Annotated in this window: 15 protein-coding genes; 10 read left to right on the forward strand and 5 right to left on the reverse strand. The window is 72.4% G+C overall.

The features are described from left to right. Positions 1-76 precede the first annotated feature (76 nt). The 4 genes from ACZ6NZ_RS31925 (at position 77) to ACZ6NZ_RS31940 (ending at position 5022) form a co-directional block, all read left to right on the forward strand. A complete protein-coding gene (locus tag ACZ6NZ_RS31925; protein WP_465861569.1) occupies positions 77-811 on the forward strand; it encodes a VOC family protein in 735 nt (244 codons plus the stop codon). A 71-nt stretch (positions 812-882) separates the two neighbouring features. Next, the gene (locus tag ACZ6NZ_RS31930) at positions 883-1410 is read left to right on the forward strand and encodes a GNAT family N-acetyltransferase (protein WP_366611060.1); all 528 of its coding nucleotides are present in this window, start codon (positions 883-885) and stop codon (positions 1408-1410) included. A 76-nt stretch (positions 1411-1486) separates the two neighbouring features. Continuing rightward, positions 1487-3640 carry an amylo-alpha-1,6-glucosidase gene (locus tag ACZ6NZ_RS31935; RefSeq protein WP_465861571.1) on the forward strand — a complete coding sequence of 718 codons (2154 nt, stop codon included), beginning with the start codon at positions 1487-1489 and terminating at the stop codon, positions 3638-3640. A gap of 80 nt (positions 3641-3720) precedes the next feature. Next, positions 3721-5022, forward strand: coding sequence for an NAD(P)/FAD-dependent oxidoreductase (locus ACZ6NZ_RS31940; RefSeq protein WP_465861572.1), 1302 nt, complete (start codon positions 3721-3723; stop codon positions 5020-5022). Positions 5023-5060: 38 nt separating this feature from the next. Here the strand turns inward: ACZ6NZ_RS31940 and ACZ6NZ_RS31945 are convergent, their stop codons facing one another. The 3 genes from ACZ6NZ_RS31945 to ACZ6NZ_RS31955 form a co-directional block, all read right to left on the reverse strand. Then, on the reverse strand, positions 5061-6155 hold the full coding sequence (locus tag ACZ6NZ_RS31945; protein ID WP_465861574.1) for an AI-2E family transporter: 1095 nt from the start codon (positions 6153-6155) through the stop codon (positions 5061-5063). Between the two features lie 111 nt (positions 6156-6266). Next, a complete protein-coding gene (locus ACZ6NZ_RS31950; protein ID WP_465861575.1) occupies positions 6267-7052 on the reverse strand; it encodes a spermidine synthase in 786 nt (261 codons plus the stop codon). 103 nt (positions 7053-7155) lie between these two features. Next, positions 7156-8133, reverse strand: a complete 978-nt coding sequence (locus ACZ6NZ_RS31955) for a DUF2267 domain-containing protein (protein WP_366611067.1) — start codon at positions 8131-8133, stop codon at positions 7156-7158. Between the two features lie 200 nt (positions 8134-8333). On the opposite strand from ACZ6NZ_RS31955, the gene ACZ6NZ_RS31960 reads away from it, so the two are divergent. Continuing rightward, positions 8334-8648, forward strand: a complete 315-nt coding sequence (locus tag ACZ6NZ_RS31960; protein WP_357233583.1) for a hypothetical protein — start codon at positions 8334-8336, stop codon at positions 8646-8648. A gap of 73 nt (positions 8649-8721) precedes the next feature. Here the strand turns inward: ACZ6NZ_RS31960 and ACZ6NZ_RS31965 are convergent, their stop codons facing one another. After that, on the reverse strand, positions 8722-9060 hold the full coding sequence (locus ACZ6NZ_RS31965) for an STAS domain-containing protein (RefSeq protein ID WP_465861577.1): 339 nt from the start codon (positions 9058-9060) through the stop codon (positions 8722-8724). Between the two features lie 210 nt (positions 9061-9270). On the opposite strand from ACZ6NZ_RS31965, the gene ACZ6NZ_RS31970 reads away from it, so the two are divergent. From ACZ6NZ_RS31970 to ACZ6NZ_RS31990, 5 genes are all read left to right on the forward strand, one after another. Beyond that, positions 9271-11028, forward strand: coding sequence for a PP2C family protein-serine/threonine phosphatase (locus ACZ6NZ_RS31970; protein ID WP_465861578.1), 1758 nt, complete (start codon positions 9271-9273; stop codon positions 11026-11028). Between the two features lie 8 nt (positions 11029-11036). Next, positions 11037-12062 (forward strand): cobalamin B12-binding domain-containing protein, encoded by a 1026-nt coding sequence (locus ACZ6NZ_RS31975; RefSeq protein WP_465861581.1) that lies wholly within the window; start codon positions 11037-11039, stop codon positions 12060-12062. Positions 12063-12179: 117 nt separating this feature from the next. Continuing rightward, complete coding sequence (locus ACZ6NZ_RS31980) at positions 12180-12527, forward strand: STAS domain-containing protein (RefSeq protein WP_465861579.1); 348 nt, start codon at positions 12180-12182, stop codon at positions 12525-12527. An 85-nt stretch (positions 12528-12612) separates the two neighbouring features. Beyond that, complete coding sequence (locus ACZ6NZ_RS31985) at positions 12613-13059, forward strand: response regulator (RefSeq protein WP_355009026.1); 447 nt, start codon at positions 12613-12615, stop codon at positions 13057-13059. A gap of 116 nt (positions 13060-13175) precedes the next feature. Then, on the forward strand, positions 13176-13688 hold the full coding sequence (locus tag ACZ6NZ_RS31990; protein ID WP_366611074.1) for an ATPase: 513 nt from the start codon (positions 13176-13178) through the stop codon (positions 13686-13688). A gap of 24 nt (positions 13689-13712) precedes the next feature. On the opposite strand, the gene ACZ6NZ_RS31995 is transcribed toward ACZ6NZ_RS31990, so the two are convergent. Continuing rightward, on the reverse strand, positions 13713-14564 hold the full coding sequence (locus tag ACZ6NZ_RS31995) for a hypothetical protein (protein ID WP_366611075.1): 852 nt from the start codon (positions 14562-14564) through the stop codon (positions 13713-13715). Positions 14565-15123 lie beyond the last annotated feature (559 nt).

A 15123-nucleotide genomic window follows, 5' to 3' on the forward strand; every position in this document is an offset into this window, starting at 1 on the left:
TACTCGGGTGCGAACGGTTCGACCCGTCCCTAGGCTTGCGCCCCGAAGGACCGCTCAGCATCCGGTCGGATCGGAGATGACCAGCGCGATGACGGCTCACCTGTTCGCGATCACCTACGACGCAGCCCAGCCCGTACGCCTCGGTCGGTTCTGGTCCGGGCTTCTCGGTCAGGACATGGTGGAGGATCCGCGCGACGGCGTCCTGGTCCTGCCCGGGGCAGACCCCGAGATCCGGGTGCGCTTCGTGCCGTCTGACCGGCCGAAGGTCGTCCAGAACCGGATGCACTTCGATCTGACCAGCAGTTCGCTGGAGGACCAGCAGCAGACGGTGGCCCGCGCGTTGGAGCTGGGCGCGCGGCACGCCGACATCGGGCAGGGCCCGGACATCGATCACGTGGTGCTGGCCGATCCCGAGGGCAACGAGTTCGACGTCATCGGGCCGGGCAACAACTTCCTCGACGGCTGCGGTTTCGTCGGTGCGCTGGCCTGCGACGGTTCGCAGAAGGTCGGCTACTTCTGGAGCGCGGCGCTGGGCTGGCCACTGGTCTGGGACCAGGACGAGGAGACGGCCATCCAGTCGCCGCACGGTGGCACGAAGATCACCTGGGGTGGTCCGCCGTACATGCCGAACGGCGGCAGGGACCGGGTGCGTTTCGACCTCGCGCCGGCGGTGGGCGTCGACTGGCAGGTCGAGGCCGACCGTCTGCTGTCGCTCGGGGCGACCCGGGTCGACGCCGACCAGGATGGGACGGGCCGGCTGGTGCTGGCTGACCCCGATGGTCAGGAGTTCAGCCTGCGGACGTTCCGCTAGACCGGTCGACGCCCCGCTCACGCGGCAGCCGGTTGGACACCGACGGTGCTTGTCGGTCAGAGTGATTCGCCGTGAGATACCTGCGTACCGGTGGTCCCGCCGCGATCCGGCGACCCCGGCCCACCGACTCGGACGAGTTCGTCGCCGCCGCGGTGCGCAGTCGGGACCTGCACCATCCCTGGTTGGCCGCGCCGGCCAGCCCGGAGGAGTACGAGCTCTATCTGCGCCGGATCCGCCGCCGCGACAGCGCCGGCTACCTGATCTGTGACCGGGCCAGCGGTGAGATCGCCGGTTACGTGAACATCAGCGGGATCGTGCAGGGTGCCCTGCGGGGTGGCTTCCTCGGGTACGCGGCCTTCCTGCCGTACAGCGGGACCGGGCACGCCTCGGCGGGCGTCGCCCTGGTGATCGACCACGCGTTCACCTCGGCCGGGTTGCACCGGCTGGAGGCGAACATCCAACCGGGCAACGAGCCGTCGCGGCGGGTGGCCCGCAAGCTGGGCTTCCGGTTGGAGGGTTTCTCCCCGGACTACCTGTTCATCGACGGGGCCTGGCGCGACCACGAGCGCTGGGCGATCACCGCACCAACGCCCGCCTGACTCGTCTGCCCGGCCGCAGGTCTTTCACCCGGACCGGGTGATGACGCTCCGTGTCTTCATTCCTACGGTGGGTGTCATGGCTGCCGTTCGCGCGACCCCTGCCAACCCCTTTCCCGGCCTGTCCATCGCCGATTCGGACAGCGGCGATCAGCGGGCGATCCCGCCGGAACTGGGACCGGACTCTCTCGCGGTGCTCAGCGGGCCCACGTTCCTGTACTCCAACGCCCAGGGGGACGTGCCGCCGGGCAGCATCGGTGGGCTCGTGCACCTGGACACCCGGCTGCTCAGCGGTTGGACACTGACCATCAACGGCAGCAACTTGCTGGTGCTGCGCTCCGAGACCATCGAGCACTACTCCGCGCAGTACACGCTCACCAACCCCGACCTGCCGGGGCTGCCGCCGAACAGCCTGGCCATCCGGCGGCTGCGCTACGTCGGCGACGGCCTGCACGAGCGCCTGGAGCTGCTCTCCTTCCGGTTGGAGCCGGTCCGGTTCGAGCTGCGGCTGGCCGTCGAGGCCGACTTCGCCGACCTGTTCGAGGTCAAGTCCAGGGTCCGGGACCGCTTCGCGGAGATCAGCCGTGACCATGCCCCCGACGGTTCCGAACTGTGCTTCTCCTACCAGCGTGGGGACTTCTGCGCCCAGACCCGGGTGTGCTGCGCGACGCCGGCCGACCGCATCGAGGGCGACGACCTGGTCTGGGAGGTGGAACTGGGCCCGCGAGAGTTCTTCAAGGTGGACCTGCGCGTGCCGCTGCCGGACGGCATGGGGGTGGTCGAGCCGGTCCGGGGTGACATCGCCGACGTCTTCCACGGCCGCGCCGACGATCCGCTGCGCCGGTGGACCGAGAACCGCGCGGTGTTGCGCAGCGACAGCACGTCGCTGGAGCGCACCCTACGCCAGTCCCGTGACGACCTGTCGGCGCTGCGGCTCGACCTGGAGGTCAAGGGCCAGCGCATCATGTTGCCCGGTGCCGGACTGCCCTGGTTCCTCACCGTCTTCGGACGGGACACCTTGATCAGCGCCTACCAGACGTTGGTCGCCGGACCCACCCTGGCCAAGGGCGCGCTGCTCGCGCTGGCCCGGCTTCAGGGCGAAGCCTGCGACGACTTCACCGACGAGGAGCCCGGCAAGATCCTGCACGAGGTACGCAGCGGCGAGCTGACCCGCTCCGGCCAGAAGCCGTACGGGCCCTACTACGGCACCGCCGACGCCACCCAGCTCTGGCTGATCCTGCTCTCCGAGTACTGGCGGTGGACTGGCGACGACGAGACCGTCCGGCAACTGCGCGACAACGCGCTGGCCGCGTGGCGCTGGATCGACGAGTACGGCGACCGGGACGGCGACGGCTACGTCGAGTACGCCACCCGTTCGCCCGAGGGGCTGGGCAACCAGTGCTGGCGGGACTCCCCGGACGGGGTGTGCTTCGCCGACGGCCGAATCCCCGTGCTTCCGCTGGCCACCAGCGACCTGCAGGGCTACACCTACGACGCCAAGCTGCGGCTGGCCGAGTTGTTCGACGGTCCGTTGGACGAACCCGCGTCGGCGCACCGGCTGCGCGAGCAGGCCAACACCCTGTACGAGAGGTTCAACCAGGACTTCTGGATCGAGGAACGGGGCGGCTACTACGCGGTCGCCCTGGACGGCGACAAGAACCGCGTCGACTCCAAGACCTCGAACATGGGTCACCTGCTGTGGAGCGGGATCGTGCCACCGGAGCGGGCCGACGCGGTGGTGCGACAACTCATGTCACCGGACATGTTCTCCGGTTGGGGCATCCGCACCCTGTCCCGGGAGGAACGGCCCTACAACGCCCTCGGCTACCACCTCGGCACGGTCTGGCCGCACGACAACTCGATTGCCGCGCTCGGCCTGGCCCGGTACGGCTACCGGGCCGAGTCGAACCGGATCAGCCTGGCGATGATCGAGGCCGCCGAGCAGTTCGGGTACCGGTTGCCGGAGGCGCTTAGCGGGTTCGACCGGGAGCGGCTGCTGTTCGCAGTGCCGTACCCAACCGCGTGCAGCCCGCAGGCGTGGGCGGCGGGCACGCCGCTGGCCCTGATCCGCGCGATGCTCGGCATCAATCCGGTCGAGGGCCGGCTGGTCCTCGATCCGGACGTCCCGGAGGAACTGGGCCGGATCGCCGCCGAGCGGGTCCGGGCGTTCGGCCAACAGTGGGAGGTCGAGGCGATCGGTCGCAGCGGCCACGTCCGGCTCCAGCCGAGCTGAGCACGGCTGGCGAGGAGGACGGCCGAGCGCGGCTGGCACGCCGGACGTTTGTCGCGGGCTTCGACGGGAAACGGCCCGCAATGACGAAACCTCGTGTGGTGATCGTGGGGGCCGGGTTCGCCGGTTACCACGCGGCGAAGACGTTGAGCCGGATCGCCCGGGACCGGGCCGAGATCGTGGTGCTGAACTCCACCGACTACTTCCTGTACCTGCCGCTGCTGCCCGAGGTGGCGGCCGGGGTGGTCGAACCGAGACGGATCGCGGTGCCGCTGACCGGGACGCTCAAGGGCGTACGGGTGGTGGTCGGCGAGGCGGACCACGTCGACCTGCAGAACCGCTGGGTCGGCTTCACCCAGGCCGAGGGGGAGAAGAACCGGCTGGCGTACGACCGGCTGGTGCTCGCCGTGGGCAGCGTCAACAAACTGCTGCCCATCCCCGGGGTGACCGAGTACGCGCACGGTTTCCGTGGCCTGCCCGAGGCCGTCTACCTGCACGATCACATCATCCGGCAGCTCGAACTGGCCGAGCAGGCCGAGGATCCGGCCGAGCAGCAGGCCCGCTCCACGTTCGTGGTGGTCGGGGCGGGATACACCGGCACCGAGGTCGCGGCGCACGGGCAGCTGTTCACCGACGCGTTGCACGCGCAACGGCCCCGGCTCACCGTCCGGCCCCGCTGGATGCTGCTGGACGTGGCGTCCCGGGTGCTGCCGGAGTTGGACAAGCGGATGTCGGACACCTCGCACAAGGTGCTCGAGCGGCGTGGGGTGGACGTGCGGATGGGCACCTCGGTGACCGAGGCGACCTGCGACGGGGTGAAGCTCACCGACGGCGAGTACGTGCCGACCTGCACGCTGGTGTGGTGTGTCGGGGTGCGGCCCGACCCGTTCGTCAACGAGCTGGGCCTGCGATCCGACCGGGGTCGCCTGGTCACCGACGAGTTCCTCAACGTCCCCGGCTATCCCGAGGTGTACGCCATCGGCGACGCCGCCGCGGTGCCCGACCTGGTCAACCCGGGCAAGGTCTGCGGGATGACCGCCCAGCACGCGCAGCGGCAGGGCAAGCGCGCGGCGCACAACATCGCCGCGTCGTACGGGTTCGGCCGCCGCAAGCCGTACAAGCACCATGACCTGGGCTGGGTCGTCGACCTGGGCGGCAAGGACGCGGCGGCGAACCCGTTGCAGGTCAACCTGGCCGGTCTGCCGGCCAAGGCGGTCACCCGCGCGTACCACCTGATGGCGATGCCGGGAAACCGCACGCGGGTCAGCGCGGACTGGGCGTTGGACGCCGCGTTGACCCGGTCCGCGGTCCAGTTGGGGCTGGTGCCGGCCAACGCGGTGCCGTTGGAGAGCACGTCGCCCGAGATGGCGTCCCGGTCCCGCTGAGCGGGCAGGTGACGGCGCGCCGGCCGTACCCGGGATGGTCAGTCGGTGGAGCCGGCCGGTCGCGCGGACCGCGCGGCCGGACCGGCGGGCGGGGCGGGCCGCAGCCGGCGCGGGCCGTACTCGCGCAGCAGGGTCTGCGCGATGCCGGCGGCGGGGATGGCCAGCAGCGCGCCGAGCAGACCGGCCAGCTCCGCCGCGAGCAGCACACTGACCAGCACCGTCAACGGGTTCAGCCGGACCGCGCGGGACAGGATGAGTGGCTGGAGCAGGTGGTTCTCCAGCTGTTGGTAGACCACGAAGAAGATCAGCACCACCACCCCGGCGGTGGGGGAGTGCAGGAAACCGGCGCCGGCCGCGATCACCGCGCCGAGGGTCGCCCCGACCAGCGGTATCAGGTCGGCCACCGCCACCAGGAGGGCGATCACCGCCGCGAAGGGCACCCCGGTGAGGGTCAGCACCAGGAAGGTCAACACTCCGCAGACCACGCTGATCAGCAGATTCCCGGTGAGATAGCCGGTCACCGTACGCGACACCTCCCGGCCCACCCGGCGCAGCCGCTCGCCCTGACCGTCCCCGGCCGCCGCGAGCAGGCCGCTGGTGATCCGCGGCGCCTCCAACACCATCAGGTACGCCAGCACGATGACCGTGACCAGCCCGGCGACCGACTCGACGACGCCGCGCAGCACACCGACAGCGGGTTGGCGCAGGCGACCGCCGAGGTCGCGTAGCTGCTCGGAGTGTTCGCTGACGTAGCGGCGTGCCCCGGTGCGCTCCAGCGCCTGCCCCACCGGGCCCTGTCCGGCGCGGGCCTCCCGCAGCAGCTCGGGCGCCCGGTCGGCGAAGCGGCCCAGCTCGCCGAACAACGGCACCAGGATGAGCGCGGCCAGGATCGCCAGCAGCACGAACGCGGTGAGGAACACCAGCAGGGTGGCCAGCGCCCGACGCCGGACGAAGCGGCGGTGCAGCCGGTCGACGAGGGGCTTGAGCGCGACGGCGAAGAACGCGGCGACCACCGCCCAGACCAGCACCCGCCGGGTCGCGTACACGAAGCCGAGGGCGAGTACGGTCGCCAGCACCAGACCGATCACGATCAGGGTCCGGCGGGCGGTCGCCCGGTCGTCGGCGTTGCTCATTCGCCGCGACTTCCCCGCACATGTCGTCAGAAACCCGGCATTGGGGACAGCGGTGGAAGGTCGGCGCAGACGTTCGTCGTGACGTGGACCGGCGACGAGGCCCGGACGTGTTCAGCGCTCGTCGGCGTCGGTGACGGGGCGGGCGCCGGCGACGAACGTGTCCAGAGCGGCGGCGTGCAGCAGCCCGCCGGGCACCGGGTCGCGCAGGGCGGCCACCGCCAGCCGGGCCACCGGCAGCCCGCCGGGGCGGGAGGTCGCGGCCAGCACCAGGTTGCCGTACCTGCGGCCGCGCAACATCCGCCGGTCGCCGACCACGCACACGTCGGCGAAGACCGACCGCAGGGTCGCCACCTGCACCCGGGTGCCGACCAGCGGAGGCAGATCGGTGACGTTGACCAGGTACAACCCGTTCGGGCGCAGGGTGCGGGCCACCTCGGCGGCGAACTCGACGGTGCGTACGTGCCGGGGCATCAGGGCCGCGCGGTAGATATCGGCGATCACCAGGTCGTAGCGGCCGTCCGGAGCGTCGCTCAGGGCGTCCCGGGCGTCGGCGACCTCCACCCGCACCTCCGGCGGCAGCGGCGGCAACTCCTTGGCCACCAGGTCGACCACCGCCGCGTCCCGCTCGACGACCTGTTGCGCGGAGCCGGGCCGGGTGGCGGCCAGCCAGCGGGGCAACGTCAACGCGCCGCCGCCCAGGTGCAGGACGTTCAACGGTGCGCCGGCCGGGGCCGCCACCTCCACGGCCGAGGCGATCCGCCGGACGTACTCGAAGTGCAGGTGCCGGGGATCCTCGACATCCACGTACGACTGCTCGACCCCGGCGGACAGCAGTGTCCGCCCGGTCCGGCGGACCGGATCGGCGACCAGTTCCAGCCGGTCGGCGGCGCGGCTCATGCCCGGCACGCTAGCCGAGCCCACCGTGCGCCCGGCACGGCGGACGGGCCGGCGAAGCGGGATCGCCCCCGCTCCGCCGGCCCGACGGTGTCGTGGTGGCCGGTCAGCCGCCGGCCATCCCGGCCCCCACCTCGTCGATCGCGTCGTCGATCTGGCGGGCGAGGTCCACGTCGAGCGCGGTGACCCCGTTGGCCTGGTTGGTTCGCACTGTCAACACGGCGGCGGTGTCGCCCGGACGTCCGATGCTCGGGCCGCGGCCGTTGTCCTGGCGAAGCCGGTCGAGCCGGGCGAGCACCCGGTCCAGGTTGTCGGGCGGCAGCGCGACCACCCGGTAGAGGCCCTGGCTGTCGCCGGCCCAGTAGGGCAGGTCGTCCAGCGCCGCGCTGATCTCGTCAGCGTCCAGGGTGGGTGTGGTGGTGGAGGCGCCCACCAGGCCGCCGCCGGCCTCCGGCGGGTTCAGCAGGTCGCGCAACCCGTCGGGTACGTGCAACGACTCGACCAGGTCGCCGTCCTGCTCGGCGAGCGCCGCGATCGTCGCCTCCGCCTGGTAACGGGCCTGCTCCGGGGTGTTGCCGCTGATCCGGCCCACCTCGGCCAGGAAGCCGGGCAGGTCCTGGTGCCGCTCGATGCCATCGACCGGCAGCACGTCGTGCAGCGATGCCGGCACCGCGGCGAGCAACCGCTGCCGCTCGGCGGCCTCCAGGGCGAACGCGAGGACCAGCACTGTCGCCTCGGTGCCCACCTTGGCGGTCTTGAAGTCGACCCCGGCGCGACGCCGAACCCCGTCGACCAGGTCGTGGTAGCCCATGCTGTTCACACCGGCCGCGCCACTCGGCGGCGACGGCTGCGGTCGCGGGTTGTCGGCGCTACCGACCGGCGGCGGTGCCGGACCACCGCGCGTGGTGTCCGACTTGTGCGGTCCGGCTGCTGGCGGGCCGGCCCGCTTACCCGCGTCGAGGCTCGTGAGCTGCTTGGACGCGCTCAGGCTGGCGCCGATCTCGCTCGGCTGGCGATTCTGTTCCCGGGCCTGCCGGGCCAGCGCCCGGCGCCTCTGGTTGTCGCCCTCCATCTGCTTGCGCATGGTGGCATCCCTTCCGCTGGGGATCGTGGCTGCGCCAGTCGCCTTCCCGCCGTCCGGGAGAAGGAAACGGAGGCCGCCGGCCGGGTCGGACCGACCCGCCCCACGCTTCATCCGGCGGGGGTGAGGGGTGCTCACCCGCACGGCCCGCACGATCGGGTCAGGACCGGAGTTCTTCCGAGGTACGCGGAAGGAAGGTCGTCATGAAGGAAGTTGTCGAGATCGTCCCCGCTCGACCCGGTTGGTACGCCCGCTGGCAACTCACACCCGAGGTCACCAGGTGTTACCCGGTGAGCCTGTGGGCGCTGGTGGAGGAGGCCGACGGAACGGGCCGCGAGGTGATCGGGATGGACTGCATCGGTCAGTGGCCCGGCGCGGACGACAACGAGGCGGGTGGGCAGTTCGTCCGCTACCTGTACCAGACGCCCGATTCGGGGGAGCCCGAGGACGTCGACCCGGCCCCGATCGGCGAGCTGCGTGAGGACGGCCCCCGGCTCCAGCCGATGACGGCACCCTAGACATTCCTCCGGCCCCCGACCCCAGGTCCCAGGGTCGGGGGCCACCCCGTCCGGTGCGGGGGTGGCCGGTGGATCAGCCGGTGGCGCGCACGTCGTCGTCGGCGTACGCCTCGGCCAGCAACTCGGTCAGGCCCGTGCGGTCCAGCATCCGCTGAAGCTGAGGGCTGACCCCGGTCAGTCGGATCGCCCCGGCGGCGCGGTGCACCACCAGCAACGCGCTGAGCCCGGAGGAGTCGCAGAGGGTCACCGCGGTGAGGTCGACCAGAACCGGGGCGTCCTCGTCGCCGCGCAGCCCGGCCGCCGCGGCGATCAGCTCCGGCGCGCTGTCGTAGTCGAGTTCGCCGGTCAGCCGGAGTCGGACGTTCCCGGCGGCCAGCCGAATTGTCTCGATGGTCAACAGCTGGTCGGGCATCCCACCATTTTCCTCGTCGAGCCACGAAACGCAAAGCGGGGGCGGTGACGCGTCGCCGTGTCCCTCGTCCAACGCCCCGCCGTGGCGGTGCCTCCACCTGCCGTGAGATGCCGCTTTCCGGGTTGCGGCGTAGGGTGGCGGGAGAGTTTTGACCGTAGACGCCGGTTCCGGCACGGGTTCGGTGAACGACAAAGGAGTGAGGCTCAGCTGGTGACTGCTTCCGACGTCAGGGACTGGGACCCGGGCGACGGACGGCTCTCCACGCCGAGCACGACACGACCCTCGGCGTGGTCCGCCGACGTTCGCCGCCCCACCGCGGCCCTTCCGCCGCTGGCCCCCGATCGTGGGCAGGCCACGCCCGGCTGGTTGGAGGTCGTCGAGCACTTCCGGGAGGGCCTGGTGGTCTGCGACGCCGATGGCGTCGTGCGGCACGTCAGCCCGGTGGCTGAGCGGTTGCTGCCCGAGGTGACTACTGGCGAGCTGCTCGGCGCGGCCGGCGTGCCCGGGTTGAGCGACGGTGTCCCCGGGGGCTTCACCCATCGCGGGCGCCGGCTCACCGCGCGCCAGGTGCCGCTCTCCGATGACCGCTGCTGCTGGTACGTCGAGGACGTCACCGACAGCGTCAGCCGCGCCGACGCCCTGCTGGCCGAACGGGCTCGCTCGGCGTTCCTGGCGGTGGTCGGCGACAAGCTGGGCAACCCGCTGCACCCGGACCGGGCCGCCGCCGCTGTCGTCCGTCTCGCCGTGCCCACCCTGGCCGAGGTGGCGGTGCTGGTGCTCGCCCCGCGGGCCGGACGGGCCCGCTGGTGGCGGGCCTCACGCACCGACGACGAGGTGCCGACGGTGGACAGCGGCGTACTGGCCGGCGGCGAGCTGCCGACCGCGATCGCCGACGGGCTGACCGGGGCCGAGCCGCACGCGGTGGACTGGTTGGTCGAGCAGGCGGTCGACGCCGGTTGGCTGCCGGGGCTGGCCGGCACCGACAGCGCCGCCCGGGTCGTCCCGCTGCCGGGCCGCGACGCCCCGGTCGGTGTGCTGCTGGTGGCCCGTCGCGCCACCCGCTGGTACGACGAGGACGACGTCGAGCTGGTCCGCGCGTTCGCGGCCCGCGCGGGCGCGGCGTTGACCACCGCGCTGCTCTACCGCGACCAGGCCGAGGTGGCCGACACCCTCCAGGCCAGCCTCCTGCCGGTCGAGCCGGTCGAGGCGGCCGGCGTGCAGTGGGGCACCGCGTACCGGCCCGCGCAGGCGGGACTGCGCATCGGCGGCGACTTCTACGGCTCCCACCGGCTCCCCGACGGCGGTTCGGTGTTCTTCCTCGGCGACGTGTCGGGCAAGGGCGTCGAAGCCGCCGTCTTCACCGGCCAACTGCGCCAGTGCCTGCAGGCGCTGCACCGGTTGGAGTCGCACCCGGCGCGGTTGCTGCGACTGCTCAACGACGCGTTGCTGGAGACGACCCAGGCGCACGGCCAGGGCCGCTTCGCCACCATCGTGCTCGGCGTGGCCCGCCCGGAGCGCGACGGCGGCCTCACCCTCACCCTGGCCGGCGGCGGGCATCTGCCACCACTGGTGCTGCGCGCCTCCGGTGAGGTGGAGACGGTGCCGCTGCGTGGCATGCTGATCGGGGTGGTGCCCGATCCCCGCGTCGGCGAGGTGACGGTGCGGCTGGCGCCGGGCGAGACCTGCCTGCTCTACAGCGACGGGGTGACCGAGGCCCGGGGCGGCCGGCGCGGGGACGAGCAGTTCGGCCCGGAGCGGCTGGTCACCGCGCTGACCGGCTGCCACCGGATGCCCGCCCCGGCCCTGGCCGAACGGGTCGAGCAGATCACCTGCGACTGGCTGGCCCAGGGCGACCACGACGACATCGCCGTGCTGGCGCTGCGGGCGGCCGGCCTGGGTGGGCGCGGGGCACGCCACCTGCACTCGGTGCCCGCCGTTGTCGACCACACCACGGAGCCTGACGCGTGACCGCCGCCATGACCACCAGTGACCTCGGCGAGGCGTACTCCGGATATCTGGCGCACCTCGCGGACGCCGACGAGTACGCCGCGACCGACCTGGCGATCGGTCTGCTCGACGCGGGCGTCCCGGCGGAGCGGGTGCTGCTCGACCTGGTCGCGCCCGCGCAGGCCGAGGTGGGTGAGCGGTGGGCCCGCAACGAGTGGAGCGTCGCCCAGGAGCACGCGGCAACCCACATCAGTGAGCAGGTGGTGGCGGCGGTCTCCGCGCACGCGAGGCCGCAGCCGGTCAACGGCCGGGTCGTGGTCGCCTGCATGGACGGCGAGTGGCACGCGCTGCCGCCCCGGCTGGTGGCCGAGGTGCTGCGCTTACGCGGGTGGCAGGTGACCTTCCTGGGCGCCAGCGTCCCTGCGGCGCACCTCGTGTCGTACCTGCACCGCCACGACGCGCACGCGGTCGCGTTGGCGTGCGCGCTGCCGATGCGCCTGCCGTACGCCCACCGCATGATCGAGGCATGCCGCCGCTCCGACGTCCCGGTGGTGGTCGGCGGGCGCGGGTTCGGCACGGACGGCCGCTGGGCGCGCCGACTCGGGGTGGCCTGGGCACCGGACGCGCCCTCGGCGGCCGAGCTGATCGCCGACGAGCGGGCGCTGCGCGCGGCGCCGCCGGCACGGCTGGCCCACCTGGCCGACGACGAGTACGCCAGCCTGGTGCGCCGTCGCGGTGAGCTGATCGACAGCGCGTTGGCGCAGCTGCGGGAGCGGGTGCCGGCGGCACGGGCGTACACCGCCGCGCAGCTCGACGCGACAGTGAGCGACCTGGGCCACATCGTGGATTTCCTGGCTGCGGCGGTCTACGTCGACGACCCGTCCCTGTTCACGGAGTTTGTGCAGTGGCTGTCGGGGATTCTGGAAAGTCGTGGGGTGCCAGCCGGGGCGGTCGTCCTGCCGCTGGAGCACTACGCCGCCACGTTGCGGGACTTTCCCCGGGCGGCGCGGGCGCTGGCGCTGGGATGCGCGGCGCTGCCCGGCACCGCCCGCTGAGCGGCCCGTCGGGGGCATCCGGATCGATCACCGCGCTCGGCGGCGGACGAGTCAGCTCTGCGTATACTTGCCGGACTGCAAACGTCCCACCCCCCGGGTGGAGCGAGGGGGAGAACGGTGACGTTCAGCGTCGACGACGTCGAGCGCGACGGGGAAGGCGCCCGCCTGCGGCTCGTGGGCGAGCTGGACCTGAGCACCGCCCCCACGCTCACCGCCGCCATCGACCGGCTCACGGCGGCGGGCGAGACCAGGGTGCTGCTCGACCTGACCGACCTCACGTTCTGCGACTCCACCGGGATGGCCGTTTTCGTCCGGGGCGACAACCAGCTGGCGGCCGACGGGGGGTGGCTCCGGCTCACCGGTGCCCACGGGCGGGTCGAGCGGGTGCTGCGGGTGACCGGCCTCGCCGACGTGTTGCGGTACGAACCGGAGCCGGTCGACCCCGCGTCCCGCAGTGCTTCCTGATGGGCTAGATTTCCCCGCCAGCATTTCCCCCGCCAACGCGGTGACCGTCAGGGTCCCGTCCCCGTCGACTCCGAGGCAGGTAGTGATGGGCGCAGACAGCCCGCAGCCGGTACGCATCCTGGTGGTCGACGACGACCCGGGCGACGTGCTGATGATCGAGGAAGCGTTGGCGGACTCCGACGTCGACAAGATCATCGACGTGGTGAGTGACGGCGAGGAGGCGATGGAGTTCCTCCGCGCCGAGGGGCGGCACGAAGATGCCCGCCGACCCGACGTGATCCTGCTGGACCTGAACATGCCGCGGATGGACGGTCGCCAGGTGCTCGGGGCGGTCAAGCAGGACGAGGATCTGCGGACCATCCCGATCGTCGTGCTGACCACCTCCAACGCCGACACCGACATCGTCGGCAGCTACACGTTGCAGGCCAACGCGTACGTCACCAAGCCGATCGACCTGGACGACTTCAACGACGTGGTCCGCCGCATCGACGAGTTCTTCGGCCGGGTCGTCGTGCTGCCCAAGCGGGTCTGAGGTCCGCGCGCCCCCTGCGCGCATGCTGAACATTTTCCCCGAACCCCCTCGGCGCGAGCGGTAGCGGCCGAGGATCCAGGTGGGGAAGTAGCAGCAGCTGCCTGGGGGGCGACAGTATGAGGTTCTCCGTCGTTGAGACCGGTTACGACCAGCGGCAGGTGGATTACTGCCTGGACGAGCTGGGGGTGCGGTTGTCCCGGCTCGCGGCGCGGGCCGAGGGCGCGGCCGGGGAATGGGACGAGATCCGGCAGGAGGCAGCCGCGCTCGGTGGCCTCCTGCGACGACTCGACCTGGGCGACGCGGCTACCACCCGGCCCGCCGGTGACGCGGTGCGGCGCGAGGCAGCCGATGTCCTGGCCCAGGCCCGCGCCGAGTTGGACGAGGCCCGCGACGAGGCACGGCGGGTGCGGGAGCGGGCGTACGCGGAGGCCGTGCAGGCCCGACGAGACTTCGAAGCGGCGCTGGACGCTCGCCGACGGCGCGAGGTGCGGGTGGACGAGATCCTCAGCCAGGTGACCGTCGAGCAGGTGCCCGCCGACACTCCCACGGCAGCCGCCGGGGTGCCGGGCAGTCGGGTCGGGGTCGGCGGCGTGGACGAGGGCGCGCAGCCTCCGCCGGGCCGTCGCTGAGAGGCGCGGGCATAGGAGCCCGGCTCAGGCGGTGAGCGCCGCCGCGACGGTGGTCGCCCGATCCTCGTGCTGGGCGTACGCGTCCGGGTAGGCGGAGATCTGCACGGACTGGGCGGCTGCCGTGACGCTCATGTCCTGCCAGCCGGGGATCTCGTTGAGCGCGCTGTAGAAGGCCCGCGCGGCGTACGACGGGCGCATCAGCTGGGCCACCGTCCCCCAACCGCTGCTGGGTCGCTGCTGGAACAGCCCGACCGAGTCGTGGTCGGAGCCGCTGCCCTGGTTCGGGTACTCCGCCGACTCCGGCAGGACGTCGCTGGCCAGGTTGTAGAGGTTGCTCTCCTGCATGGCAGTGGACAGTGCCACCACCAGGGCGCGGCGCGGCATCTTCATCTCCAGGCCGACGTCCACGATGATCTTCGCGTTGTCCATCTGCGCCTGGTCGAGGCCGGCGACCGGCCGGGGGCGGCGGGGCTTGACCGGCTTCTTGGGTGCCTTGCGGACGGCGGTGGGACTGGGCGTGGGCTTCGCCGTCGGGCTGGGCGGCAGGATCCGGGCGGGGGCGGCGTCGCGGTCCAGCGACCGGGAGGCGCGCTCGTCGGCGATGGCGGCGCGATCGGCCACCGCCTCGGCCAGCGGCTCGACCGTACGGGGGGTGTCGTCGTTGCCGCGTGCGGTGGCGACCGCGACGAGGCTGAGGCAGCAGGTGACGCCGGTGGCCAGCGCCACCCGCACCGGGGTCGAGCCCAGCAGGGCACGCCGCGGCGGCTCGGCAGCGCGGTGACGGCCGATCGTCCGTTCGGTTGAGGCGGCGTCGTCCGAAGGGGTGGTCGGTCGCGCGTCGGTCAGCTTCTGGGCGGAGGGGTCGTCGGGGTGCACCTGACGAGGCTAGAGAGCTGAATGCCCGATGCCACCAGCCCGTACGGTGGCATGCGCCACAATTTGCCCTGATCATGCCGACTTCAATGGGCAAAGCGGGAGCAGAGTCGACCAACCTCGCGACTCACGTCAGACGGTTATTCCCGACTTGCCGGCCGAATACGCTCGCTCCGCTCCTCGGCTGGCTGCATCTCCAGCCACCGCCAGGGGTCCCCCGAACAGCCGAGGCGCACCTCCACCAACCGGCCCCCGCCAACGTCTGCTCTGCCCGCCCCGCTCTGCCCGCCGGCCCCGCTCTGCCCGCCGGCCCCGCTCTGCCCGCCGGCCCCGCTCTGCCCGCCGGCCCCGCTCTGCCCGCCGGCCCCGCTGTGCCCGCCCGCCCCGCTCAGCCCGCCCCGCTGTACTCGCCGGCCCCGCCGGCCACTCGCCGCCCGCCGCCCGCACCGCCCCGGGATCCCACCCGGCTCGCCGATCTGTGAGTGGGGGTTGTCAAGAGGTGCGGTGGTGGGTGGTGATGGTGCGGTAGAGCTGTCGGGCGATGTAGCGCTTGAGGCAGCGG

Source organism: Micromonospora sp. NPDC047756, assembly GCF_055587245.1.

Coding starts and splice junctions, on each gene's coding strand:
- ACZ6NZ_RS31955 (WP_366611067.1), bottom strand. CDS start 8,133: ATGCGCAAGCAGATGGAGGGCGACAACCAGAGGCGCCGGGCGCTGGCC.
- ACZ6NZ_RS31960 (WP_357233583.1), top strand. CDS start 8,334: ATGAAGGAAGTTGTCGAGATCGTCCCCGCTCGACCCGGTTGGTACGCC.
- ACZ6NZ_RS31990 (WP_366611074.1), top strand. CDS start 13,176: ATGAGGTTCTCCGTCGTTGAGACCGGTTACGACCAGCGGCAGGTGGAT.
- ACZ6NZ_RS31985 (WP_355009026.1), top strand. CDS start 12,613: ATGGGCGCAGACAGCCCGCAGCCGGTACGCATCCTGGTGGTCGACGAC.
- ACZ6NZ_RS31965 (WP_465861577.1), bottom strand. CDS start 9,060: ATGCCCGACCAGCTGTTGACCATCGAGACAATTCGGCTGGCCGCCGGG.
- ACZ6NZ_RS31950 (WP_465861575.1), bottom strand. CDS start 7,052: ATGAGCCGCGCCGCCGACCGGCTGGAACTGGTCGCCGATCCGGTCCGC.
- ACZ6NZ_RS31925 (WP_465861569.1), top strand. CDS start 77: ATGACCAGCGCGATGACGGCTCACCTGTTCGCGATCACCTACGACGCA.
- ACZ6NZ_RS31945 (WP_465861574.1), bottom strand. CDS start 6,155: ATGAGCAACGCCGACGACCGGGCGACCGCCCGCCGGACCCTGATCGTG.
- ACZ6NZ_RS31975 (WP_465861581.1), top strand. CDS start 11,037: ATGACCACCAGTGACCTCGGCGAGGCGTACTCCGGATATCTGGCGCAC.
- ACZ6NZ_RS31940 (WP_465861572.1), top strand. CDS start 3,721: ATGACGAAACCTCGTGTGGTGATCGTGGGGGCCGGGTTCGCCGGTTAC.
- ACZ6NZ_RS31935 (WP_465861571.1), top strand. CDS start 1,487: ATGGCTGCCGTTCGCGCGACCCCTGCCAACCCCTTTCCCGGCCTGTCC.